This is a genomic window from Bacillus cereus group sp. MYBK220-1, assembly GCF_051916445.1.
In the GTDB taxonomy this organism is placed as follows: Bacteria; Bacillota; Bacilli; order Bacillales; family Bacillaceae_G; genus Bacillus_A; species Bacillus_A cereus.
The window spans coordinates 166,153-189,107 of sequence record NZ_JBQAGQ010000003.1; the positions used below are offsets into that span (position 1 = coordinate 166,153).

Consider the following 22,955-nt stretch of genomic DNA (forward strand, 5'->3'; position numbering starts at 1 on the left):
TAGGAGTTGGGAATATGAAAAAGTTATTTAGGAAATTAAGATTCCTTCTAGTGTTTGTAGTACTACTAGTTGGATGTCAACAAGAAGAGAATAACGTAGAACAAAAATCTACTACTAAAAAAACTGAGGAAAAGGTACAAATAACAAAAGAAGAAGAGAGATCTATTCAAGATGTTATTCATACATTTGTGCGAACGACGAATGAAAAAAATCTTGCAGAACATATGGAGTTATTTTCAAAGAAGATGCCTAGTGCTGAAGACTTAAAAACACAAAAAGAAGCCGCATTTCAAAAGGGAAATAAGAAAATTGAATTGGAACATATAGATATGAAAGTTAGTAAAGTAGGGTATGTTATTGTTGAAACGAAAGAAAAGGAAGTAGACGACAGTATCACTCTTCAAAAGAAAGTACAGTATGCTCTTGGGAAAGAAGATGATAAATGGAAGATTGAAGAGGTTCGAACGATAGAGAAAAAATAAAGTGAAACTTTAATAAGTGTGGAGTCGTACTTCCCAAAAATGATAGAAAAAAGGTTCTCATTGGCGAGAACCTTTTTTTATAGTGGTAGCATAATTTGATTTGAACATGCCTCAATATCATCAATATCTTGACGAATTGTGGCCATTTTATTATCCAGATCTTCAGCTTTCATTGCTGCATCATGTAGTTCATCTTTTAAATACTCCGGTATTTTCCCTTCATATTTATAATAAAGTTTGTGTTCTAAACTTGCCCAAAAGTCCATTGCCAGTGTACGTAACTGAATTTCTGCAAATACATCTTTTGTACCAGAATTTAGTGATAAAGGGTATTTAATGATCATGTGTAAACTTTTATATCCGTTTCGTTTTGGGTTAGCGATATAATCTTTTACTTCTATGACTTCCATATCTTCGCGTTTTTGAATGACTTCTTTCAAATGATAGATATCTTCTACGAAGCAACATGTAATACGAATACCAATAATATCTTGTAAATGTGTTTGAGCATTTTCAACTGTTGGTAATAAGTTTTTGCGCTCTAGTTTTTTAATAATACTTTCAGGTTGTTTTAGTCTTGTTTTTATATGTTCAAACGGGTTGTAATCCTCTAGAAATTGAGCTTCCCGGTTCATAATTTCAAATTTAGTTTTTAACTCTTCTAAAGCAAATGTATATGGTAATACAAAAGCTTTCCAGTAGTTAACTGTTGATTGATTATATTCCATTTATATACACACCTTTTCCTATTTGCAAGTGAGGTCGTTATTATACTAAATACCAAATCATATAAGCGCAAGCAGCAAATGATGAGATCATAAAGCGATATTTAGTTTTCATACTTTCAACTCCTTTCGAGTAAGATTTTATATTAATAAACGTGATTGTTAATAAGTTCACTATGTACAGTTTCTATAGTAATAGATTCGTGTGAATTTCGTATGAACTAATTGTTTCAGCTTTTTGTCTTTTTTGCTGTTAATCATAATTATTATTCGGATTTAAAGTGTTTTTATTTGATTTATCTATTTGTATAAATTAATGTATATTTAAATTTATAGTTATTGAGGAGGATATATGGTGAACTTTGAAGAATTAGCAATTGCTAGACGTTCTGCAATGAAATTTATACAAGGTATAGAAATCCCTGATGAGGATTTTAAAAAAATATTTGAGTTAACTAAGCTTTCTCCATCTTGCTATAATTTGCAGCACACACATTATGTTGTAATTCGTGATCAAGAGCGAAAAGAAAGATTAAAAGAATTAGCTTTCGGTCAATATAAAGTATCGAGTGCATCAGCGGTAGTGTTCGTTTGTGGTGATAAAAAAGCATACCAAAATGTTGAAAATATTTACTTCGGCATGAAAGTTTTAAAGATGATTGATGAATGTGAATATGAAGATACAATTAGGAAAACGAAAGGTTTATATGAAGGAAAAGGAGAGCGTTTCATGGAGGATGAAGCGATTAGAAATGCTTCGTTAAGCGCGATGACTTTTATGTACGCAGCTAAATATTATGGCTATGATACATGTCCAATGATTGGTTTCGATGAAAAAGCAGTACAAAGTGAATTAAATATGCCGGAGCATATAGTACCTGTTTTAATGATTACGATAGGAAAAAGTGATACGACTAAAACTCGTCCACGAGGATATCGAAAGCCGATTAGTGAGTTTGTTACATACGAATCGTTTTAATAAAGTGAAACTTTAAATCAGTAGGGGTCTTATTGGCCGTTAATGCGGGACAAAATTTATTTAACTATAAAAAACAAGGGGATTCTAAATGGAATCTTCTTGTTTTTGCAATTGACAAATAGAATGAAGTTTTATAATATATAAATCGTAATCATTACGTTTTATTTGCGATCTTTGAAAGAAAGGAGAATTAAATATGCGTGTAAATATTACATTAGCTTGTACGGAGTGTGGCGATCGTAATTACATTTCTAAAAAAAATAAACGAAACAATCCAGAACGCATCGAACTAAAAAAATATTGTCCACGATTAAAGCGAGTAACGTTACATCGTGAGACGAAGTAAAAGACTAGAGATATCTCTAGTCTTTTTTTTATAGTTCTTTGGTTTTGTTTGTTATAATTACCTTAAAATGTAATAAAGGGAGCGGTATGATGAATCAAAAAGATAAAGAAAGAAAAGAGCGAGTGGCTCATATTATTAACATTCCAGATGAATATAGTCTTGTTGTAGATGATCAAGAAGGGGTTGATGACCCGTATCATCTATTATGGTGGGAGCATAAAGAGGATCAGGAGAGAACGATACAAATTACATTGAATAGACATACTGGTAATTTAATTGAGTTTAGGATAGATGATGAAAATTCTTTTTCAAGTGGTAAGGAAGCGATAGAGGAGAAGAAGGCAAGGGAGATTGCAAATGCGTTCTTGAAAAAATATACAAAAGAAGGATATGAATTCTATACATATGTAACGGTTAAGGACGACAGGCGTGGTTGGAAAGAAGTAAATTATATGCAAGAAGTGAATAGCTATCCATTGCCGAATACAGGGTGCGTTGTGCGAGTGAACCCTTCAGGTAATGTTGTGCAATTTCATTACAATGGACAAAAAGCTATAGAGAAAAAACCGTTATGGCCAAGTGAAATTGTTGAGGAGAATATCGTTTTAGAAAATTTGAAAGCTAGACAAGATATGAGACTTGTATTTATAGATTTAACATACTCTTCATGTGAGTATGAAAGCGGGGAAGAAGTAAAAGGGTACCATCTTGTATATGAACCAGAGCCTAGTCATGCGTTTATTGATGCAAGTACAGGTAAAGATTTATATGAGCCAGATCATTATAAATTGCCTTCGGCTGTAGCTGTTGGAAAATCGAGAAAAGGTAACGAACGAGGTGACATATTCGAATTATTTGACTGGAATAAAGAAGGTTTTACAAAAGTAGATGAGACGGAAAATGATGATGAAATAAGGATGAAATTTGTTCCGAAAGAGGAATTACAAAAACAGAAAGAAGAAAAGAATCCATATTTAATGAATGAATTCTTTAAAAAGCATTTACCGATGTTGAAATATAATAATTTAGTTAGCGTTACAATTGATAAATTAACCAATGAATTAACTGGTTTTATAAAACTGACAGATGATAAAGAAGTAAAGCAAATACTGTCTAGAGAGGAATGTTTACAAAAAGCACTTCAATTTTTAGAACGAGTTATTCCAGATATCAAACAATATCTGCGTCTTTGGGAGGAACGTGAAGAAGCAGAAGATGGGATTGAAAGATTTATCTTTTCTGTATATATAAATGATATTCCGGCAGAGTATAATCAATTTATGATCAACATCAATGCAGAAAATGGTGCTGTTATGCACTACTCGGGGGAGTCTAGCAACTTTATAAAAAAATTACTTACATATGAAACAACACCAAAATTAATAAAAGAAAAAGCGTTAGAAATATACAGAGCGGCTATCCGAGTTAAATTAGAATGGTTTTTAGATCATGATGCAGAGGAAACGAAATACAAACTACTGTACAAACAAACGACAGATGAAAAACATAAAGAACCTTTTGATTGTAGTCGGGAAATTCGTTATATTGATGCCCAAGCGGGGAGAAAGATTTGGAGTAAGTAAAATAAAAAGAGTTATTTTTCAAAGAAAATAACTCTTTTTATTTTTATAATTTGCCTGTTCGCTTTTCAAAAGTAAATGTGATAGGAAGATTGGAATGAGAACTATCACTTTTAAATATTACTTTCCATTCTTTAGTATGGGCTTTAATTTCAAAATTAAGAAGATTCATCGCTCTACGTTTATCTATTTCTAAAAACATATTATGAATTTCTGGTTCTTGCTGTAAATTAAGAGCCTTTAGTGTGACTGTAAATGTGAAAAAATTCTGCCCTTCATATACTATTTTTGATATTTTTGTTTTTTGTGTATTTAACAGCACATAAAAACGGTCTGATGGAGTTAATTGTACAGAGTCATCAGTAATTTCATTCTCGCTATTATGAAGTTCAACTAAGAAAGATGTACTATGTGAAGAATCTTTTTTGCTTGTAATCTGTAATTCAGTAGGAATCATCGGTATTTCATAAAAGTCATTCCTTATTATATTATTGTAATCCTCTGAAAATTTACGGACTTCTTTTGGAAAAGAGTCTTCTTGTGTACTTAAAAAAGTTTTATGTTGCTTTGGAATTTTTTTACTAAAATTTAATGTTTCTTTAAAGTAATAATTGGATCCAGTTAAAAATAAAAAACTACAAATTAATAAAAAAATTCGATACAGATTTTGAAAATGAAAGAACAATAGTATACATGTAATAATTCCAATTACATAGAAAATAAAGATAAGTAGTTCTAGTTTTGAGTGAAACGAGAAACCATAGTTATGAAAAAATTTTATTCCAGTTATAATTTGAGCTCCAAAAAATAAAGAAATTCCAAATTGAAAAAATAATAAATCAGGCCCTCTTTTAATAACAAAAGTAATGAACGAAATGAAAAGTAAAAATACCCCTAAATAAATTGTTACATTTAATAATCGTTCTAATGTAATCATGAATAATGTCCCCTTTAATAGCATATTCATATATAAATAACAATTTTATATAATTATAATATAACAATAAAATATTTTAAATGTTGGAAGTGTTGAGTTTTATAAATAAACTGTACAGACACAAACAACCTCACGCCCACATACACATAATAAAGACCACTATTTTGGCGGAGGTGAAAGGTTTGAGTCTATTCGCCGCAATTGGATATATGGTTCGAGAAGTGTTTGTCTTTGTTTCTTATGTGAAGAATAATGCGTTCCCGCAGCCGTTATCATCAGATGATGAGAGAAAGTACTTAGAGTTAATGGAGCAAGGTGATGCTCAAGCGAGAAATCTTTTAATTGAACATAATTTACGGCTTGTAGCTCATATCGTTAAAAAATTTGAGAACACAGGAGAAGATGCAGAAGATTTAATTTCAATTGGTACGATTGGGCTCATTAAAGCGATCGAGAGCTATTCTGCAGGAAAGGGAACGAAGCTTGCGACGTATGCAGCACGCTGTATTGAAAATGAAATTTTGATGCATTTACGTGTACTAAAGAAAACGAAAAAAGATGTTTCACTTCATGATCCGATCGGGCAAGATAAAGAGGGCAATGAAATATCGCTTATTGATATATTAAAATCAGAGTCTGAAGATGTAATTGATATGATTCAGCTTAGTATGGAGTTAGAAAAAATTAAAGAGTATATCGATATTTTAGACGAAAGAGAAAAAGAAGTGATTGTGAAACGTTTTGGACTTGGGCTAGATAAGGAGAAAACACAGCGGGAAATCGCTAAGGCGCTTGGTATTTCTAGAAGCTACGTATCACGGATTGAAAAGCGTGCTTTAATGAAAATGTTCCACGAGTTTGTCAGGGCAGAGAAAGAGAAAAAAGCGAAAGAGTAAAGTGTATTAGAAGCAGCCATATTTAAAATGGGCTGCTTTTCTTATTGTAAATAAGAAAAGAAAACGCGTTATGCTAAGAAGAAATACATGTTCACTGTTGAAAATGACGGATTCTATCTGTAATATTAGAAGGTGCTAAATAATTTAAGAATAATACCATACTTAGTTTTCTGTATATATAATAAGGCTGCTTTATATGATATGTGGGAATAAGAACCAATTTTACATATGATATAGAAAGAAAAGAAGGGAAAACTAAAGTTATAGACTGATTAGGGGGTTTCGCAATTTGCGACGTACATTATATCGACTTATGATAGAACTTACAAATGGTCGCTTTACTTCTTATATATTACGTAAATTTGCACAATCTCGTTTGAGCTCTATCATTATTCCATCGTATGCGAAAGTTTTTCAAATTAATCAAGATGAGATGGAAAAGGGTTTGAAGGAATATAGAACATTGCATGAATTATTTACGCGTAAGCTAAAAGAAGGAAAGCGTAGTATTGATACAGATGCATCGAGTATCGTTAGTCCTGTTGATGGTGTTTTTGCAGATCATGGTCCTATTGAGGATACAAAAACATTTGATATTAAAGGAAAGCGCTATTCAATTGTGGATATGCTAGGTAATGAAGAACGTGCAACGCGATATGCAGGCGGTACATATATGGTAATTTATTTGAGTCCAAGTCATTATCATCGCATTCATAGTCCGCTTTCTGGTTCTGTGACTGAAAGATTTGTACTCGGTAGAAAATCATATCCGGTAAATGCAGCTGGTATGGAATACGGGAAAGAACCACTGTCAAAAAATTATCGTTCTGTTACAGAAGTAAGCAGTGATGGCGAGCATATGGCTCTTGTAAAAGTAGGGGCCATGTTTGTTAATAGTATTGAGCTTTTGCATGAGAGAGACACTGTTCAAAAAGGTGAAGAAATGGCATACTTTACATTTGGTTCAACAGTTGTGTTATTGTTTGAAAAAGATATGATAGAAGTAGTGCAGGAATTAAAGAGTGGACAAGAGCTTCGTCTTGGTGAAAAAATAGCTACTCGCTTAGCTCATAAATAAAGAAAAGCTTTTATAACCGTAAGTAAGAGTTATGGGCAAAGATACTTAATGATGAAATCCCCTAGATGGGAGTACTTGTTTATTCGAGAGCCATCGTAGGATGGCTCTTTTTACAGGGCATCCAATAAATTATCCTTTAACTGTTTAATTGGTAAGGGCTGATTAAACTTTCACTTTATATGTAATCAAGATGATTTGACAAGCTTGTCCTCTAATGAGCGTCTAATGATTTCTTGTTTTATAAGTAAAATGAAGTCGGGATTTAATTTTAGTTCTTTTGCTTTATAATAAGACTCAGTGAGTAACTCAGTGGATAACTGTTCCATATGTTTTGTTTTCAAGGTGAGTCACCTCCTAATAATATAAGGATTGATTCGTTGATGCATTTAATGTACCAAAAAAATATGACAGTCACAAACGAGTGGTTATCCACATACCTAGGTGGATAAAGTGTGTATAGTTTGTTAGTAAATTCCAAATTAACTGAAAAATTAATGTGGAAAATGTGTACAATTTTATCCACAGGTTATATATCGAAAAATGTTGTCGAAAAATTTTATGAAAAATCCTCAAAGAGGTGAAAGAAATTGAAACTATTTTTACCAAATGAATATGTGAAAAATGTATATCATGTTCAACCAGAAGATTTAAAAAAACGTGGGATTAAAGGTGTTATTACTGACTTAGATAACACTTTAATTGAATGGGATCGTCCCAATGCAACACCGCAACTTGAAAAATGGTTTTTGGAAATGAAAGAGCAAGGCATTCAAGTAACGGTCGTTTCAAATAATAATGAGCAACGTGTAAAAGATTTTGCTGATCCATTAGGTATTCCATTTATTCATAGTGCACGTAAACCATTTGTTCGCGCATTTAAGCGTGCGATACAAGAGATGCGTTTGCAGCCAGATGAAGTTGTAGTAATTGGAGATCAGTTACTGACGGACGTGCTTGGTGGCAACCGAGTAGGCCTTCATACAATTTTAGTTGTACCGGTAGCACAAACGGACGGATTAGTAACGCGCTTTAATCGAAAAATTGAACGAAGAATTATGAAAAATATGAAGAAAAAAGGTTTAATTAACTGGGAGGAATAAAGTTTGACTGAAACAATTAAATGTATTGGTTGCGGTGTAGAAATTCAAACAGAAAATAAAAACGAAGTGGGGTATGCTCCTGCCTCATCTTTAGAGAAAGAACAAGTTATTTGTCAACGTTGTTTTCGCTTGAAGCATTACAATGAAATTCAAGATGTATCGTTAACAGATGATGACTTCCTACGCATTTTAAATGGAATTGGAAAATCAGATGCATTAGTAGTCAAAATTGTAGATATTTTTGATTTTAATGGTAGCTGGTTACCTGGCTTACATCGTTTCGTAGGGAATAATAAAGTATTACTTGTTGGAAATAAAGCTGATTTAATTCCAAAGTCAGTAAAACATGATAAAGTAAAACATTGGATGCGCTATAGTGCAAAGCAGCTAGGATTAAAACCAGAAGATGTCTTTTTAATTAGTGCAGCGAAGGGACAAGGAATCGCTGAACTAGCAGATGCTATTGAGTATTATCGCGGCGGCAAAGATGTTTATGTTGTTGGATGTACGAATGTAGGGAAATCGACATTTATTAATCGTATGATTAAAGAATTTAGTGATGAGACTGAAAATGTAATTACAACATCTCATTTCCCAGGAACAACACTTGATTTAATTGATATTCCATTGGACGAAGAGTCTTCTTTATATGATACGCCAGGTATTATTAACCACCACCAAATGGCTCATTATGTTGGAAAGCAAAGCTTAAAGCTTATTACACCAACAAAAGAAATTAAGCCGATGGTATTCCAATTAAATGAAGAACAAACGTTATTCTTTAGTGGATTGGCACGTTTTGATTATGTAAGTGGTGGTCGTCGTGCATTTACTTGTCACTTCTCGAATCGCTTAACAATCCATCGTACAAAGCTTGAGAAAGCAGATGAATTATATAAAAATCATGCCGGGGATTTACTAAGCCCACCAACGCCAGAAGAATTAGCAAATATGCCTGAGCTAGTGAAATACGAATTTAATATTCGTGAACCTAAAACGGATGTTGTATTCTCTGGATTAGGATGGGTTACTGTGAACGAACCAGGAGCAAAAATTGTTGCACACGTACCAAAAGGAGTAAGTGTTTCACTACGTAAATCTTTAATTTAATATGGAGAGGGATTTATGAAACAATTATATGGTGTAATCGGAAATCCAATTGGACATTCATTATCACCCGTTATGCATAACGATGCATTTGAACACTTGAATATGGATGCCCATTATCATGCGTTCCTTGTTGAAGAGGAATTGCTAGGGGAAGCAGTAAGAGGTTTAAAAGCATTAGGTATTTCAGGATTTAATGTAACAACTCCGCACAAGGTTGCTATTATGGAGTATTTGGATGAGATTGACCCATTGGCAAGGAAAATCGGTGCAGTAAATACAGTGGTTCATAAGGATGGAAGATTAATTGGCTATAATACAGACGGGATTGGTTTTGTTCGAGCGTTGCAGTCAATTAGTAATGAACCACTTCAAGGGAAACGTATTTTGTTACTTGGTTCAGGTGGTGCTAGCCGAGCTATTTATTTTTCTCTTGCTGATGTAGGTGTAAAAGAGATTGATGTAGCCAATCGTACAGTAGATAAGGCAAAGGAACTTATTGCTGCACGTACGGCCGATGTTAATTCTGTTGCTTTGTCGTTAGAAAAAGCGACAGAAGAACAAGGAAATTATGATATTATCATTCAGACGACAACGATAGGTATGCATCCACACGTAGAACATACGCCATTACAAATTTGTTCGTTAAAAAAAGGAACGATTGTATCAGATATAATTTATAATCCATTTGAAACGAAAATTTTATGTGAGGCAAAAGAGCAAGGTGCAATCATTCAAAATGGTATTGATATGTTTGTTTATCAAGGAGCACTTGCATTTGAAATGTGGACAGGACGCACGCCAAATATCGAGAGAATGAAACAATTAGTTATAGAAAAGCTTGGAGGCTAACATATATGTTAACAGGAAAACAAAAAAGATTTTTACGTGCACAAGCACATCATTTAACACCAATTTTTCAAGTAGGAAAAGGCGGAGTAAATGAAAATATGATTAAACAAATCGCAGATACTTTAGAAGCTCGTGAGTTATTTAAAGTAAGTGTATTACAAAACTGTGAATTTGATCGCCGTGAGGTTGCGGAAGAACTTGCAAAAGGTGCACGTGCTGAAATCGTTCAAGTAATTGGAAGCACAATCGTTTTATACAAAGAATCAAGAGAAAATAAACAAATTAAGCTTCCTCGATAAAAAGACTAGCATGCGCTATTTTTATCGTTTATGCGTAATGATGTAGAGAGCGAAACCAATTGAACTTTTATTAATAGCAACTCTCTTCATTCCTAACCGAGGAGAGTTGCTGTATGTAAAAGGAAGGGGCGTTTCTTTTGAGAAAAATTGGCATCATTGGCGGTACATTTGATCCGCCTCACTATGGACATTTGCTAATTGCAAATGAAGTATATCACGCTTTGAACTTGGAAGAAGTATGGTTCTTGCCAAACCAGATTCCGCCACATAAACAAGGGCGGAATATTACAAGTGTAGAAAGTCGTTTACATATGTTAGAGCTCGCGACTGAGGCAGAAGAGCACTTTTCTATTTGTTTAGAAGAGCTAAGTAGGAAGGGCCCATCTTATACGTATGACACTATGTTACAATTGACGAAGAAGTATCCGGATGTGCAGTTTCACTTTATTATTGGTGGGGATATGGTTGAGTATTTACCGAAGTGGTATAACATTGAAGCTTTACTTAATCTTGTAACGTTTGTTGGAGTTGCAAGACCTGGGTATACATTGCATACACCATATAAGATTACTACAGTGGAAATTCCGGAATTTGCAGTTTCTTCATCCTTATTACGTGAGAGATATAAGGAGAAGAAAACGTGTAAATATTTACTTCCCGAAAAAGTACAGGTATATATCGAGAGGAATGGGTTGTATGAATCGTGAGAATGCACTGCATATTGTCAAACAACAAATGCATGAAAAACGTTATATACACACAATTGGTGTAATGGAGACAGCGATTGAGCTTGCTAAGTTATACGGTGTGGACGAAAAAAAAGCAGAGATGGCAGCTATATTCCATGATTATGCGAAATGTAGAGCGATTTCAGAGATGGAAGAGATTATTAAACGTGAAGATTTGCCGAAAGATTTACTTTGCTATAACAAAGAGTTATGGCATGCACCTGTTGGGGCATACTTAGTAGAAAAAGAAGTAGGCATTACGGATTCTGAAATTTTGCAAGCTATTACATATCATACAAGTGGTCATGAGAATATGACGATGTTAGATAAAGTGATTTATGTAGCTGATTACATTGAACCTGGGCGAAAGTTTCCAGGAGTGGAAGAGGCTCGTAAACTCGCATATACGGATATAAATCAAGCTTTATTATTTGCGTTAAAGAGAACAATTCAATTTTTAATGGAAAAAGATCAGACGATTTATCCATTAACATTCCAAACATACAATGCAGTTATCAAGGAGGAAATGAGTAAATGAACGATAAAGATTTATTAGTATTAGCGGCAAAAGCAGCTGATGATAAGAGAGCAGAGGATATGGTTGTCCTAAATATGCAAGGTATTTCACCAATTGCAGATTATTTCATTATTTGTCACGGGAATTCAGACAAACAAGTGCAAGCAATTGCACGTGAAATTAAATCAAAAGCACATGAGTTCCAAATCGACGTACAACGTATGGAAGGGTTTGACGAAGCACGTTGGGTATTAGTTGATCTTGGAGATGTAGTTGCTCATGTATTCCATAAAGATGAGCGTAATCACTATAATTTAGAGCGTCTATGGGGCGATGTGCCACGTGAAGATATTACAGAAGAGTTAGGCCAATGAAATACGAACAATTTGCATTGTTGTACGACGAACTAATGAATGATGTCCCTTATGATAAATGGGTGGAATTTACAGAGGAAAGTTTACAGCAGGCAGATATGAAAGAGGCAAAAATTCTTGATGTAGCATGCGGTACGGGTAATGTAACCCTGCCGCTTGTGCAAAAGGGTTACGATTTAATAGGTGTCGATCTTTCAGAAGAAATGTTAACAGTCGCTCAGCAAAAACTAGGAGGAGAGGGATACTTTATTCCTTTTTATCAACAAGACATGCGAGAGCTTGATGTTCCAGGTGAGTTTGATTGTGTAACCATCTTTTGTGATTCATTAAATTATGTATTGCAAGAAGATGGAGTACAAGAAACATTTAGAAGAGTATTTCACCATTTACGTCAAGATGGTTTGTTTTTATTTGATGTACATTCTTTATATAAAATACATCATGTATTTCAAAATGAAACGTATACAGTGAATGGAGAAGAAATATCTCTTATTTGGAATTGCTTCCCTGGTGAAGAATCAAATAGTGTAGAGCATGATTTAACATTCTTTGTTCAAGATCCGGAAGAAGATGTGTACCATCGGTTTGACGAATGTCACGTGCAACGTGCATATCAAGTGGAAGAGTTAACGAAATGGCTTGAAGAAGCAGGTTTTACAGTGCTTCGTGTAACAGGTGATTTTGAGCGACTTGAAGTTACAGAACAAACAGAGCGTATTTTCTTCATGGCGAAGAAAAACGGATAAAACAAAAGCAACCGAGAAGGTTGCTTTTGTTTTATAAAGAAGATGTATTTTTAGTTCTAGCATAATCTGAAGATCGTATGAGTAAAGTGCGGGAATAGTAGTTGAAGTGAAAATGTATTGTAAAAAAGTAAGTATTTATAAAAAGGATTTGGAATGAAAATGACGTATTTATTATGTGTGTTTATTGAATTGCTGATCAACGCATTCTAAATCTTCATCAAATTTTTCATGTGTTCGCTCGATTAACTTATGGAACATATCTCCAACGTGCTCTTCTAAAACCCGAATGCCTTCCCCAGTAACGCCGCCTTTCACGCAAACCTTTTCTTGTAAGGTAGGTAATGTGAAGATTTCTTTTTCAAGTAATTTCCCCATCCCCACGACCATTTCACTTACTAAAGTAGTAGCCTCTTCGTGTGTAATATTTGTTTTATCTACAGCAGCGTTAATGAAGCATTGTAGTAAATAACTAAAGAAAGCAGGACCGCAACTTGCTATATCAGATGAAACGCGCGTTATATCTTCTTCTATTACAAGAGGTGTAGAAATGTTTTTGAATAGACGAAGTAGTTTTTGTTGCCATTCTTCAGAGCAATTATCTCCAAATGTAAATAGTGAGGCGCCAGAGAGCGCGCGATTTGTGATACTTGGAATGATACGCGCGACGTGGCAAGGTACGAGAGTCTCTAATTGTGATGGAGATATTGGACTTGTAATAGAAACTAAGCACGTTTCATCAGAAAAATGTTCAGCGTATTTTTTTAGGATAGGGTATATATCTATCGGCTTGACACAAATAAAAATAAGTTGTGATTGTTCGATTACTTCCGGGATTGTTTTTGCTATATGAACAGAAGGGTATTTTTCTTTTATATGATATGCTTTTGCAGGCGTCCGATTAATGATTGTAAGGCACGAAGGTTTGACAGCACGGGTTTCTAAAAATGCATCGATTAGTATATTCCCCATGTTTCCTGTCCCTATAATTCCTATGTTCAAAGTTTCATCCCTCCTTCGTAACAGCTTTCTCCTAAACAATATGAATGATGTTATAAATTTATGATTAGAGGTGTAAAATGATGTGGGATTTTCCGAAAAAGTGGTTAGGTTTAGTAGCTATTATTGGAACTTTACTTTTTCTTGTTTTTTGGAAAACGAATCAGAGTGTAGAACGAACGCCTATTACAATGAATGTACAAGAGAAGGAAATCGAAAAAAAGGGTAAACCGAAAATATCGGATACAAAGGAACAGAAAAGAACAATTATAATTGATGTGAAAGGAGCGGTTAGTAAAGAAGGGGTATATGAAATGAAGGAAGGAGATCGCGTAAAGGATGCGGTTCAAAAGGCTGGTGGTTTTTTATCAGAAGTAGATATGAAAAAAGTGAATTTAGCACAAATTGTACAAGATCAAATGCTCCTTTATATACCGAGTAAAAATGAATCAGAACAAGGGGTGCTTACTTCTTCTAAGGAAGATGGCAAGATTCGAATAAATACAGCGGCGAAAGAACAACTAGAAAAAATTACAGGGATTGGCTCTCGAAAGGCAGAAAGTATTTTGAAATATCGAGAAGAACATGGTCCGTTTCAGAAAATAGAAGATTTATTAGAGATTGATGGGATTGGTGCGAAGTCTCTTGAAAAGATAAAAGATCAAATTATTATTCCGTAAAAGATTGACGAAGTTTTTCTTCTTTCGCTACACTACAAGTAGACAAAAAAGTAGGTGAAAAATATGGAACGAATTTCATGGGATCAATATTTTATGACGCAAAGCCATCTACTATCTTTGCGTAGTACATGTACAAGGCTTGCGGTAGGAGCGACAATCGTTCGCGATAAACGAATTATTGCTGGTGGATATAATGGTTCAATTAAAGGTGGCGTACATTGTATAGATGATGGTTGTTACGTAATCGATAATCATTGTGTTCGGACAATTCATGCCGAAATGAATGCTTTATTACAATGTGCCAAGTTTGGTGCGAAAACAGAGGAAGCAGAAATTTACGTTACGCATTTCCCTTGTTTACAATGTTGTAAGGCAATTATTCAAAGTGGTATTACAGCGGTTTATTATGCGCAGGATTATAAAAATCATCCATACGCCATAGAGTTATTTGAACAAGCGAATGTAACAGTGAAACACGTTCCGCTAGAATATGATATTGCTGCATTAGAGGATCAAAAACGTTATACAGAGTTGAAAGAATTATTTGCGTCTTTAGAAAAAGATAATTTATCAATGGAAGAATTACAGCATGTATTCACGAAAGCAAAAATGATGCTATAAGGAGTGAGTATAAGTTGCAAGAACAATGGGGGTATGTTGCAATCTCGTTTATAATAGGGATTGCAATTGCCTTTTCCTCGTCACTTTTATTGATAGTTTTTTGCCTCTTTTTAAATGTTTTCTTCTGTTTATATCGCACTTCGCGTAAAACCTTCATTTTTTGTATTGTAGCGTGCTTTAGTAGCGTTATATACACTTCCTATGTTCAAACGTGGAATAAGCCTCTAGGGGAGTCCTATGGAGTTACAAGAGGGGTTATACAAAATACACCACTTGTTAATGGGGATCGCCTATCTTTTCAATTTGAAGATCAGAATAAAAATATAGTGCAGTTAAGTTATAGAATAAAATCAGCTTTGGAAAAGAAAAAAATGCAACAATTATACGCAGGGATATCATGTGTATTCGAGGGTGAGAGGAAAGAACCGGAAACAGCTCGGAATTTTCATGGTTTTAATTACCGTGATTATTTATACAAACAACATATTCATTTCACATTTGAGGCTACATATATTTCTGAATGCTATAAAACATCACTGTCGCTTACGCAATGGATTCTTCTTTTGAGGCAACAAGCAATCTCGAAAGTTACAGAAATGTTTCCAGAGCAATCAGGTGCTTTTATGAATGCATTACTATTTGGTGATAGACAACAAATGACGTTTGAAGTGGAAGAGCAATATCAACAATTTGGTCTTGTACATTTGTTAGCAATTTCAGGTTCGCACATTGTATTGTTAATGGTAATAGTATATTTTATTTTGCTAAGAAGCGGTGTGACAAGGGAGGTAGCAACAATTTGCCTTATCGTTTGTATTCCTTTGTATATGGTTTTAGCAGGGGCGTCACCCTCTGTTATAAGAGCTTCTATAACAGGAGTTTTGATGTTGATTGCTTTTATGTGCTCGATTCGTTTGTCTAGTTTAGATGCTTTAAGTGTAACAGCTATATGCATGCTTATATATGACCCTTATCTTGTTTTTAATATTGGATTTCAGTTTTCTTTTGTAGGTAGCTTCGCTTTACTTTTGTCTGCTCCGTTATTGTTAGGGAGTAGCAACGGAGTAATCCGGAATTCTATTTATATTTCTATCATTTCACAGCTCGTTAGTACTCCGATTTTGTTATATCACTTTGGTTATTTTTCTCCATATAGCATTCTCCTCAATCTCTTATACGTTCCGTTTTTATCTATCATTGTATTACCATGTAGCATTATTATTTTACTGTGTATGCCAATTGTCCCGTTTCTCGCAAAAGGATTTGCCGATGTATTATCAATAGGCTTGAGTATGTCTAATGATTTTCTAAGTTATTGTGAAAGTTTACCATTTACCCAGCTTATCTTCGGGGAAACGCCCCTCAATCTTGTAGCTGTATATTGCGCGAGTATTGTCAGCATATTGATGGTTTGGGAAAGAAGAGCGCCGAAAAAAATAGTTTGTATAGTTGCAAGTGTATTTCTTTTTATTAGCACATGTCATTATATATATCCATATTTTAGAGGAAGCGGAAGTGTAACATTTATTGATGTTGGACAAGGTGATGCAATATTAATTCGCCTTCCGTATGATAAAGGGATTTATCTTATTGATACAGGTGGAACGCTTCGTGTGAATAAGGAAGAATGGCAACAAAAAAAGCATGAATTTTCTGTTGGGAATGATGTTTTAATACCCTTTTTACAAAAAGAAGGTATTAAAACAATTGATAAATTAATCGTAACGCATGGAGATGCAGATCATATAGGTGCTGCACAAGAATTATTATCATATATACCTGTAAAAGAAGTGGTATTTGGCCGAAAGGGAAAAGATGCAGTATTAGAAAAAGTAGTCAAGAAACAGGCATTAGAAAAGGAAATGAAAATAACTGAAGTGGGGGAAGGGGCGAGTTGGAGTGTAAATGAAGCGGAATTTTTCGTTTTAGCTCCAAAAGGAAAAGAAAAAAGCGAAAATAACGCTTCAATTGTAATATGGGCAAAATTTGGAGGGTTGAAGTGGCTATTTACAGGCGATTTGGAAGAAGAAGGGGAAAAGATTTTAGTAGAGGCATATCCAGATTTACAAGTGGATGTTTTAAAAGTTGCTCATCATGGGAGTAATACGTCATCTATAGAGCCTTTTTTGAACGTCATGCAGCCTCGTGTAGCGATTATATCTGTTGGTAAGCAGAATAGGTATGGACACCCGCATAAAGAAGTGATAGAGCGTTTTGAGAAGATGGGGAGTGCGATATGGCGCACGGACAAGCAAGGTGCTATTTCCTATGTTTTTAAAGGGGAAAATGGAACCTTTAAAAGTAAAATCACATATGATAAAACACATAATAGATGAAAAAGAGAAGACTGCCATGAAGTGGCAGTCTTTAAGAACCGATAAATTTAATAACAGTTGCAATGATGAAAAGTGTTGCGAAAAAACCAAATGAGACGATAAATCCTACCCCTGAATCAATAGCGTCATTGCGTTTACTTTGAACGTTTTGTTCAAAATCATTCATTTAGAATCCCTCCCCAACATTCCACTTTAGTATAAAATATTGTCAGAAAAAAATCTACAATTTCCATATGAAGAGAAAACGAGCTTTTTTGCTACTTTTAAATCATGAAGTAATGTGAGTTTTTCGTTTCCAAGCATGTTAACAGTTGGCACTTATACTCAAATTTTTATTGCGAATAATAAAGGGAAGGTGATTACCGCACACCAATAAGAAACCCGGGGCTTATTGCGTGGCGTTTAATATAAATAAAGGGACGGGTTATAAAGCCTGTTCCTTTGTACTTGTAAAACAAAAGCTAGGGCATTAGTATAAATATATATTGCCAAGTTAGGGAGTAGGAAAAAGTATGAGTGATATACATAAAAAAATTAAAAAGAAACAGTTTGCTCCGTTATATTTACTATATGGAACGGAAGCTTTTTTTATAAATGAAACGATAAAGCTTATTACGACAGAAGCACTTGAAGAAGAAGATCGAGAGTTTAATGTTGTGACATACGATTTAGAAGAAGCGTATTTAGAAGATGTGGTTGAGGATGCGCGTACGCTTCCTTTCTTCGGAGAACGGAAAGTACTGTTAATAAAATCACCGTTATTTTTGACTTCGCAAAAAGAAAAGTTAGAGCAAAATATAAAAATTTTAGAAGAATACATTGGTGAACCTTCTCCATTTTCTATTCTTGTTTTTGTTGCGCCTTACGAAAAACTTGATGAGCGAAAAAAAATTACAAAACTATTAAAGAAAACAGCAGATGTAGTAGAAGCAAATGCGATGCAAATACAGGATGTTCAGAAATGGATTGTTGCTCGTGCAGATGAAGTGCATGTGCATATTGATAACGCGGCTGTTAGTTTGTTGCTAGAGCTTGTGGGAAGTAATGTAACAATGTTGGCGAAGGAAATGGACAAGTTAACGTTATACGTTGGTATGGGTGGAGAGATTACGACGAAACTTGTTGCAGAGCTTGTGCCAAAATCCGTTGAGCAAAATGTATTCGCTTTGACAGAAAAAGTGGTGAAAAAAGATATTGCAGGTGCAATGCAAATTTTGGATGGATTATTTACGCAGCAGGAAGAGCCGATTAAATTGCTTGCGTTATTAGTGAGTCAATTCCGCTTGTTGTATCAAGTGAAAGAGCTACAGCAACGTGGTTATGGACAAAATCAAATTGCGTCTCATATTGGTGTACATCCGTATCGCGTGAAGTTGGCAATGAATCAAACGAAGTTTTTCTCTTTTGAAGAATTAAAAAAAGTGATTATAGAATTAGCGGAAGCTGATTATAGTATGAAGACGGGAAAGATGGATAAGAAACTTGTGCTCGAGTTTTTCTTAATGCGATTAAATCATATGTGATGACACAAAAAAGTTCATGTACTAAGTACATGAACTTTTTTGTATATAAAAAAACGATCCAAATGGATCGTTTTTTAAACGCCTTACGCGTTTACTTGTTTCGCTAAGCGAGATTTTTGACGAGCTGCAGCGTTTTGGTGGATAAGACCTTTACGAGCTGCTTTGTCAAGTTTTTTAGAAGCAGTTTTGAAAGCTTCTTTAGCATTTTCAAGATCGTTATTAGTAACTAAAGCTTCTACAGTTTTAACAGCAGAACGCATGTCAGACTTGATAGAAGCGTTATGTGCACGACGCTCTTCGCTAAGTTTAGCGCGTTTGATAGCAGATTTGATGTTTGCCATACTTTTCACCTCCCTGGTGCAATCGAATGACTCGATTCTTACATAGAACAAGTGATATTCTATCAAACGGTGAAGAGAATTGCAATAGTATATCCATGAAATTTCACGTAAAGGAAAGAATGACCTTATATAACTTTGGGAAATCTAACGATATTTACTATGAATTACGGAGGAGATACGATGAAAGAACCATTAGATTTAAGTAAATATAGCATTAGAACTGACCTTGCTGTAGAAGCTCATCAAATGTTGCAAGAAAGCCAAGAAGAACAAAAAGGGATACAGGGAGTTATTGTAAAAGAGAGAGAAGAAGAAGGTACTATAATTACAAAAGTAACGATTGATGAAGCTGCCTCTGAAGCGATGGGGAAAAAACCTGGAAATTATTTAACACTTGAAGTACAAGGGATACGTCAGCAAGATACAGAACTTCAACAAAAAGTGGAGCGTATTTTTGCAAAAGAATTTTCTTGTTTCTTAGAAGAGGTTGGAGTTACAAAAGAAGCAAGCTGTTTAATTGTAGGTCTTGGGAATTGGAATGTAACACCAGATGCTCTTGGACCGATAGTTGTAGAAAATGTATTAGTAACGAGACATTTGTTTCAATTACAGCCTGAAAGTGTAGAAGAAGGGTTTAGGCCTGTTAGTGCAATTCGGCCGGGGGTAATGGGAATTACAGGGATCGAAACGAGCGATGTTATTTATGGGATTATTGAGAAGACGAACCCGGACTTTGTAATTGCAATTGATGCATTAGCTGCCCGTTCCATTGAACGAGTAAATAGCACGATACAAATTTCTGATACTGGAATCCATCCTGGATCGGGGGTTGGGAATAAACGTAAAGAACTAAGTAAAGACACATTGGGTATCCCTGTTATCGCAATTGGTGTTCCGACTGTGGTCGATGCTGTTTCGATTACAAGTGATACGATTGATTTTATTTTGAAACATTTCGGCCGAGAGATGAAAGAAGGAAATAAACCTTCACGATCTTTGTTACCAGCGGGATTTTCATTTGGAGAAAAGAAAAAATTAACAGAAGAAGATATGCCGGATGAAAAGAGCAGAAATATGTTTTTAGGTGCTGTTGGTACGTTGGAAGAAGAAGAAAAAAGAAGGCTGATTTATGAAGTGCTATCTCCTCTTGGTCATAATTTAATGGTAACCCCAAAAGAAGTAGATACTTTTATTGAGGATATGGCGAATGTAATAGCGAGTGGTTTAAATGCGGCGCTGCATCATCAAATTGATCAAGATAATACGGGAGCATATACACATTGAGGGGAACAGATGATTATCGTTTGAGTCGCTTTACGCTTTTGTGTATATGTAGTGTGGCTTTATGTTTACTTATGATGATAGCAGGAGTGGCACTTGCTAATCATGGTTTGAAAAGTATGAAAGGTTATCAGCAATTGTCATATGAACAAATAGCTCATATGACAGGGACAGAAAGTACAGGTGCTGAATCAGAAATTTTGGGTAGCTCGTTTTCGGCCTCAGAAAAACAACAACAGTTAGAACGTTTAAGAAGTTTTAATGTTGTAGAAGGAATTGGGATGGCAGTAGCAAGTGTAGCTTATGAAATGACGAAGTTCGGAACGGATATCGTTGTTGGGAAAATAAAAGGAATTTTTAGCTAAGAGTAACATGGGAGGCGGTTGTTTTACTGGTTTGTAAGACAGCCGTTTTAAAATTTGAAAAGGGTTTGTCTCTTATGGTTTATTCGCATAAGATATAGATAGAATGATTTGTATCGTAAGCAGCACGAGTTTTCATTGAATCTTTGTTGCTCTATTGATATAATCAGTGCTAGTGTATATTGGCGAGACTATTAGGAGTTGAGAACATAGATGAATAAAGAAGAAAGAGCAAAAAGACAGTCCAAAATCCGTAATTTCTCTATTATTGCTCATATTGACCACGGAAAATCAACGTTAGCAGACCGTATTTTAGAGAAAACAAACGCGTTAACACAACGTGAAATGAAAGCTCAGTTGCTTGACTCTATGGATTTAGAGCGTGAGCGTGGTATTACAATCAAATTAAACGCAGTACAATTAAACTATAAAGCAAAAGATGGTGAAGAGTATATTCTTCATTTAATTGATACACCAGGACACGTCGACTTTACGTACGAAGTATCTCGTAGTTTAGCGGCTTGTGAAGGCGCGATTCTTGTAGTAGATGCAGCGCAAGGTATTGAAGCGCAAACGTTAGCAAACGTATACTTAGCGCTTGATAATAATTTAGAAATTTTACCAGTTATTAATAAAATCGACTTACCAAGTGCGGATCCAGAACGTGTACGTCAAGAGGTAGAAGATGTAATTGGTTTAGATGCATCAGAAGCGGTACTTGCTTCTGCGAAAGCTGGAATTGGTATTGAAGAAATTTTAGAACAAATTGTTGAAAAAGTACCAGCTCCGGCGGGTGATTCAGAAGAGCCGTTACAATGTATGATTTTCGACTCTTTATATGATCCATACCGCGGTGTAATTGCTTATATCCGTGTTGTAAATGGAACAGTAAAAGTTGGCGATAAAGTACGTATGATGGCAACGGGTAAAGAATTTGAAGTAACAGAAGTAGGTGTATTTACACCGAAAACTACGCAACGTGACGAGTTAACGGTAGGTGATGTAGGTTTCTTAGCAGCATCGATTAAAAATGTTGGTGACACACGCGTTGGTGATACGATTACACATGCGAAACGTCCAGCTGCAGAGCCGTTAGCAGGTTACCGTAAGTTAAACCCGATGGTATTCTGTGGTCTGTATCCAATTGACTCTGCTCGTTATAACGATTTACGTGATGCATTAGAAAAATTAGAGTTAAACGATTCTGCCCTTGAGTTTGAACCAGAAACATCTCAAGCGCTAGGATTTGGTTTCCGTTGTGGTTTCTTAGGACTTCTTCACATGGAAATCATTCAAGAACGTATTGAACGTGAATTTAAGATTGACTTAATTACAACAGCGCCAAGCGTTATTTATAAAGTTTATTTAACTAACGGTGAAGATGTTATTGTTGATAACCCATCTAATATGCCAGATCCACAGTCTATCGATCGTGTAGAAGAGCCGTTTGTGAAGGCTTCAATTATGGTTCCGAATGACTATGTTGGAGCTGTAATGGAGATTTGCCAAGGTAAACGTGGAACGTTTATTGATATGCAATATTTAGATGAAACGCGTGTTACATTAACATATGAAATCCCGTTATCAGAAATCGTGTATGACTTCTTTGATCAATTGAAATCAAATACGAAAGGGTATGCATCATTTGACTACGAGTTAATTGGCTATAAACCATCTAAACTTGTGAAAATGGATATTCTTTTAAATAATGAACAAGTGGATGCTTTATCATTTATCGTACACCGTGATTCAGCGTATGACCGTGGTAAAGTAATCGTAGAGAAATTAAAAGAATTAATTCCGAGACAACAGTTCGAAGTGCCAATTCAGGCGACTATCGGAAATAAAGTTGTAGCACGTTCTACAATTAAAGCGATGCGTAAAAACGTACTTGCAAAATGTTACGGCGGTGACATTTCTCGTAAGCGTAAACTTCTTGATAAGCAAAAAGAAGGTAAAAAACGTATGAAGTCTGTTGGCTCTGTAGAAGTACCGCAAGAGGCATTCATGGCTGTACTGAAAATGGATGACAACTAATATTTGAAATAAAAAAGAAGTCGTTTGTGCGG

Annotated in this window: 27 protein-coding genes; 21 read left to right on the forward strand and 6 right to left on the reverse strand. The window is 34.9% G+C overall.

All coding sequences use genetic code 11. The annotated features are described in order from the left end of the window. The first annotated feature begins 14 nt into the window (after positions 1–14). On the forward strand, positions 15–482 hold the full coding sequence (locus tag ACTFRU_RS14495) for a hypothetical protein (protein ID WP_000732795.1): 468 nt from the start codon (positions 15–17) through the stop codon (positions 480–482). A gap of 77 nt (positions 483–559) precedes the next feature. Here the strand turns inward: ACTFRU_RS14495 and ACTFRU_RS14500 are convergent, their stop codons facing one another. Continuing rightward, entirely contained in the window at positions 560–1,210 is a 651-nt protein-coding gene (locus tag ACTFRU_RS14500) for a GTP pyrophosphokinase (RefSeq protein ID WP_000456219.1), read from the reverse strand. Between the two features lie 349 nt (positions 1,211–1,559). Here ACTFRU_RS14500 and ACTFRU_RS14505 point away from each other — a divergent pair, with 349 nt between their 5' ends. From ACTFRU_RS14505 to ACTFRU_RS14515, 3 genes are all read left to right on the forward strand, one after another. Continuing rightward, on the forward strand, positions 1,560–2,186 hold the full coding sequence (locus ACTFRU_RS14505; RefSeq protein ID WP_000245977.1) for a nitroreductase family protein: 627 nt from the start codon (positions 1,560–1,562) through the stop codon (positions 2,184–2,186). A 196-nt stretch (positions 2,187–2,382) separates the two neighbouring features. Next, complete coding sequence (rpmG, locus tag ACTFRU_RS14510; protein ID WP_001265617.1) at positions 2,383–2,532, forward strand: 50S ribosomal protein L33; 150 nt, start codon at positions 2,383–2,385, stop codon at positions 2,530–2,532. An 89-nt stretch (positions 2,533–2,621) separates the two neighbouring features. Next, the gene (locus ACTFRU_RS14515) at positions 2,622–4,115 is read left to right on the forward strand and encodes a YcdB/YcdC domain-containing protein (RefSeq protein ID WP_001072094.1); all 1,494 of its coding nucleotides are present in this window, start codon (positions 2,622–2,624) and stop codon (positions 4,113–4,115) included. 43 nt (positions 4,116–4,158) lie between these two features. Here ACTFRU_RS14515 and ACTFRU_RS14520 read toward each other — a convergent pair whose 3' ends face one another. Then, the gene (locus tag ACTFRU_RS14520) at positions 4,159–5,079 is read right to left on the reverse strand and encodes a hypothetical protein (protein WP_002024823.1); all 921 of its coding nucleotides are present in this window, start codon (positions 5,077–5,079) and stop codon (positions 4,159–4,161) included. Between the two features lie 152 nt (positions 5,080–5,231). Between ACTFRU_RS14520 and sigK the strand changes: the two genes are divergently transcribed. Together sigK and ACTFRU_RS14530 are read left to right on the forward strand one after the other, a co-directional pair. Beyond that, on the forward strand, positions 5,232–5,945 hold the full coding sequence (gene sigK, locus ACTFRU_RS14525; protein WP_000051382.1) for an RNA polymerase sporulation sigma factor SigK: 714 nt from the start codon (positions 5,232–5,234) through the stop codon (positions 5,943–5,945). 289 nt (positions 5,946–6,234) lie between these two features. Then, positions 6,235–7,023 carry a phosphatidylserine decarboxylase gene (locus ACTFRU_RS14530; RefSeq protein WP_001255000.1) on the forward strand — a complete coding sequence of 263 codons (789 nt, stop codon included), beginning with the start codon at positions 6,235–6,237 and terminating at the stop codon, positions 7,021–7,023. Between the two features lie 185 nt (positions 7,024–7,208). Here ACTFRU_RS14530 and ACTFRU_RS14535 read toward each other — a convergent pair whose 3' ends face one another. Then, positions 7,209–7,364 carry a sporulation histidine kinase inhibitor Sda gene (locus ACTFRU_RS14535; RefSeq protein ID WP_000850094.1) on the reverse strand — a complete coding sequence of 52 codons (156 nt, stop codon included), beginning with the start codon at positions 7,362–7,364 and terminating at the stop codon, positions 7,209–7,211. Positions 7,365–7,610: 246 nt separating this feature from the next. Between ACTFRU_RS14535 and ACTFRU_RS14540 the strand changes: the two genes are divergently transcribed. The 8 genes from ACTFRU_RS14540 (at position 7,611) to ACTFRU_RS14575 (ending at position 12,746) form a co-directional block, all read left to right on the forward strand. Then, positions 7,611–8,123 carry a YqeG family HAD IIIA-type phosphatase gene (locus tag ACTFRU_RS14540; RefSeq protein ID WP_000765314.1) on the forward strand — a complete coding sequence of 171 codons (513 nt, stop codon included), beginning with the start codon at positions 7,611–7,613 and terminating at the stop codon, positions 8,121–8,123. Between the two features lie 3 nt (positions 8,124–8,126). After that, complete coding sequence (yqeH, locus tag ACTFRU_RS14545; protein WP_000140799.1) at positions 8,127–9,233, forward strand: ribosome biogenesis GTPase YqeH; 1,107 nt, start codon at positions 8,127–8,129, stop codon at positions 9,231–9,233. A 15-nt stretch (positions 9,234–9,248) separates the two neighbouring features. After that, entirely contained in the window at positions 9,249–10,082 is an 834-nt protein-coding gene (gene aroE, locus ACTFRU_RS14550) for a shikimate dehydrogenase (RefSeq protein WP_000812076.1), read from the forward strand. A gap of 5 nt (positions 10,083–10,087) precedes the next feature. After that, complete coding sequence (gene yhbY / locus ACTFRU_RS14555; RefSeq protein WP_000955224.1) at positions 10,088–10,381, forward strand: ribosome assembly RNA-binding protein YhbY; 294 nt, start codon at positions 10,088–10,090, stop codon at positions 10,379–10,381. A 137-nt stretch (positions 10,382–10,518) separates the two neighbouring features. Then, a complete protein-coding gene (gene nadD / locus ACTFRU_RS14560; RefSeq protein WP_001226048.1) occupies positions 10,519–11,088 on the forward strand; it encodes a nicotinate-nucleotide adenylyltransferase in 570 nt (189 codons plus the stop codon). Next, positions 11,078–11,647: a bis(5'-nucleosyl)-tetraphosphatase (symmetrical) YqeK gene (gene yqeK / locus ACTFRU_RS14565; RefSeq protein ID WP_001078477.1), complete on the forward strand. Its 570-nt coding sequence runs from the start codon at positions 11,078–11,080 to the stop codon at positions 11,645–11,647. The genes nadD and yqeK overlap by 11 nt, the downstream gene beginning before the upstream one ends. Next, entirely contained in the window at positions 11,644–12,000 is a 357-nt protein-coding gene (rsfS, locus tag ACTFRU_RS14570; RefSeq protein ID WP_000998173.1) for a ribosome silencing factor, read from the forward strand. Before yqeK ends, rsfS begins: the two co-directional genes overlap by 4 nt. Beyond that, the gene (locus ACTFRU_RS14575; protein WP_000873069.1) at positions 11,997–12,746 is read left to right on the forward strand and encodes a class I SAM-dependent methyltransferase; all 750 of its coding nucleotides are present in this window, start codon (positions 11,997–11,999) and stop codon (positions 12,744–12,746) included. The genes rsfS and ACTFRU_RS14575 overlap by 4 nt, the downstream gene beginning before the upstream one ends. 171 nt (positions 12,747–12,917) lie before the next feature. Here ACTFRU_RS14575 and comER read toward each other — a convergent pair whose 3' ends face one another. Next, positions 12,918–13,745 carry a late competence protein ComER gene (comER, locus tag ACTFRU_RS14580; RefSeq protein ID WP_001020554.1) on the reverse strand — a complete coding sequence of 276 codons (828 nt, stop codon included), beginning with the start codon at positions 13,743–13,745 and terminating at the stop codon, positions 12,918–12,920. Positions 13,746–13,822: 77 nt separating this feature from the next. On the opposite strand from comER, the gene ACTFRU_RS14585 reads away from it, so the two are divergent. The 3 genes from ACTFRU_RS14585 (at position 13,823) to ACTFRU_RS14595 (ending at position 17,379) form a co-directional block, all read left to right on the forward strand. Next, positions 13,823–14,422 carry a helix-hairpin-helix domain-containing protein gene (locus tag ACTFRU_RS14585; protein ID WP_000989937.1) on the forward strand — a complete coding sequence of 200 codons (600 nt, stop codon included), beginning with the start codon at positions 13,823–13,825 and terminating at the stop codon, positions 14,420–14,422. A 63-nt stretch (positions 14,423–14,485) separates the two neighbouring features. After that, positions 14,486–15,043 (forward strand): ComE operon protein 2, encoded by a 558-nt coding sequence (locus ACTFRU_RS14590; protein ID WP_000439769.1) that lies wholly within the window; start codon positions 14,486–14,488, stop codon positions 15,041–15,043. A 14-nt stretch (positions 15,044–15,057) separates the two neighbouring features. Continuing rightward, a complete protein-coding gene (locus tag ACTFRU_RS14595) occupies positions 15,058–17,379 on the forward strand; it encodes a DNA internalization-related competence protein ComEC/Rec2 (protein ID WP_001157832.1) in 2,322 nt (773 codons plus the stop codon). Between the two features lie 31 nt (positions 17,380–17,410). On the opposite strand, the gene ACTFRU_RS14600 is transcribed toward ACTFRU_RS14595, so the two are convergent. Beyond that, positions 17,411–17,545 (reverse strand): YqzM family protein, encoded by a 135-nt coding sequence (locus tag ACTFRU_RS14600; protein WP_000997609.1) that lies wholly within the window; start codon positions 17,543–17,545, stop codon positions 17,411–17,413. A 346-nt stretch (positions 17,546–17,891) separates the two neighbouring features. Between ACTFRU_RS14600 and holA the strand changes: the two genes are divergently transcribed. Continuing rightward, entirely contained in the window at positions 17,892–18,902 is a 1,011-nt protein-coding gene (holA, locus tag ACTFRU_RS14605) for a DNA polymerase III subunit delta (RefSeq protein ID WP_001279916.1), read from the forward strand. Positions 18,903–18,985: 83 nt separating this feature from the next. Here the strand turns inward: holA and rpsT are convergent, their stop codons facing one another. Continuing rightward, positions 18,986–19,243 (reverse strand): 30S ribosomal protein S20, encoded by a 258-nt coding sequence (rpsT, locus tag ACTFRU_RS14610; protein WP_001274011.1) that lies wholly within the window; start codon positions 19,241–19,243, stop codon positions 18,986–18,988. Positions 19,244–19,423: 180 nt separating this feature from the next. Between rpsT and gpr the strand changes: the two genes are divergently transcribed. The 3 genes from gpr (at position 19,424) to lepA (ending at position 22,923) form a co-directional block, all read left to right on the forward strand. Continuing rightward, positions 19,424–20,527, forward strand: coding sequence for a GPR endopeptidase (gpr, locus tag ACTFRU_RS14615; protein WP_000662616.1), 1,104 nt, complete (start codon positions 19,424–19,426; stop codon positions 20,525–20,527). Continuing rightward, complete coding sequence (locus ACTFRU_RS14620; RefSeq protein ID WP_001215037.1) at positions 20,524–20,889, forward strand: YqxA family protein; 366 nt, start codon at positions 20,524–20,526, stop codon at positions 20,887–20,889. The genes gpr and ACTFRU_RS14620 overlap by 4 nt, the downstream gene beginning before the upstream one ends. 210 nt (positions 20,890–21,099) lie before the next feature. After that, a complete protein-coding gene (gene lepA / locus ACTFRU_RS14625; RefSeq protein ID WP_001030949.1) occupies positions 21,100–22,923 on the forward strand; it encodes an elongation factor 4 in 1,824 nt (607 codons plus the stop codon). Positions 22,924–22,955: the final 32 nt, after the last annotated feature.